Consider the following 1,429-nt stretch of genomic DNA (forward strand, 5'->3'; position numbering starts at 1 on the left):
CCCCACAGTGGCTCCAGGGCTGCGTCCTGCGCGAGTGCTTCTTTGAACCCACCTTTCACAAGCACGTGGGGCAGCTCTGCGCGGGCGTGCAGATTCATGTGGAAGACCCCTCGCACTACGACCATGCGGCGTTCAAGCCCTGGCGCTTGCAGGCCCTGGCGTTCCGGGCCCTGCGGCTGCAGGTGCCCGATTACCCGTTGTGGCGAGATTTCCCCTACGAGTACGAGCACGACCGGCTGGCGATCGACCTCATCAACGGCGGGCCGCTGTTGCGCGAGTGGGTGGACGATGTGTCGGCTGCACCCGATGTGCTCGATGCCGCTGCGGCGGCCGACGAAGCCGCCAGGGCCGAGGCGCGTCAGCCCCACCTGCTCTACTGAACGCTCAGAGCCACTTCTGCAGGAACTGGGCACTGCCCATGGCCGGGTCCAGCTGGTAGCCGGCAAAACCGATGCGCTCGTAGAGGCGCATCGCGGGCCGGTTGCCCGACAGCACCTCCAGCGTGAGCTTCACCGCGCCACGCTCGCGCGCGATGCCCTCGGCATGGGCCAGCATCTGCTCGGCGATGCCGCGCCCGCGGTGGCTGGCCAGCACGGCCACGTCGTGCACGTTCACCAGTGGCTTGCAGGCGAATGTCGAAAAACCCTCGATGCAATTCACCAAACCCACCGGTTGCGCGCCGTCATAGGCCAGCACGCTGTAGGCCTGCGGCCGCGCGGCCAGGCAGGCCACCAGGTTCGTCTTGGCGTAGGCACTGAGCCCCTCACCACCCCCTGCGGGATCGCTCGCGTAGGCATCGAGCAGCCAAACCAGCGCCTGGGCGTGCGCCGGATCGGCGTAATCAGCACGCAGCGTGGTGATGCCGGTGGCTGTCACACGGGCACCTGCGCCTGAACCGCCGCAGCCAGACGCTCGGCACAGGCCTGGGCCTGCCTGGCGTCGCGCGCCTCCACCATCACGCGAAGCAAGGGTTCGGTGCCACTGGCGCGAATCAGCACGCGGCCTGTATCGGCCAGCTCGGCCTCCACCGCCCGTGTCTCCTCGTCCAGAAACGTGTTGGTCTTCCAGTCCTGGCCGGGCTGGAAGCGCACATTGATCAGCGTCTGAGGGAACAGCGTCACGTCGGCCAGCAGCTGCGACATGGTCTTGCCGCTGTCAACGCAAGCGTGAAGCACCTGCAGGGCCGACACCAGCCCGTCGCCCGTGGTGTGGCGGTCCAGCACCAGCAGGTGCCCCGATCCCTCGCCCCCAAGGATCCAGCCATGGCGCTCGAGTTCTTCCAGCACGTACCGGTCGCCCACCTTGGCGCGCACGAACTTCACGCCGCGTGACTTCAGCGCGACCTCGACCGCCATGTTGGTCATGAGCGTGCCCACCACGCCTGGTACGTCCTCGTCGCGCGCAATGCGGTCGGCCACGATCAGGTAAA

1 protein-coding gene and 2 pseudogenes are annotated in these 1,429 nt (G+C 67.5%); 1 reads left to right on the forward strand and 2 read right to left on the reverse strand.

All coding sequences use genetic code 11. The annotated features are described in order from the left end of the window. Nucleotides 1–380 (forward strand): annotated as a pseudogene (locus KIT86_RS25100) (exo-beta-N-acetylmuramidase NamZ domain-containing protein); the annotation flags it as partial. A gap of 4 nt (nt 381–384) precedes the next feature. Here the strand turns inward: KIT86_RS25100 and KIT86_RS25105 are convergent. Beyond that, nucleotides 385–876, reverse strand: coding sequence for a GNAT family N-acetyltransferase (locus KIT86_RS25105; protein ID WP_297403468.1), 492 nt, complete (start codon nt 874–876; stop codon nt 385–387). Beyond that, nucleotides 873–1,429: pseudogene (gene glmM / locus KIT86_RS25110) on the reverse strand (phosphoglucosamine mutase); the annotation flags it as partial. The pseudogene glmM and the gene KIT86_RS25105, both read right to left, overlap by 4 nt.

The organism is Hydrogenophaga sp., assembly GCF_026125825.1.
GTDB lineage: Bacteria > Pseudomonadota > Gammaproteobacteria > Burkholderiales > Burkholderiaceae_C > Hydrogenophaga.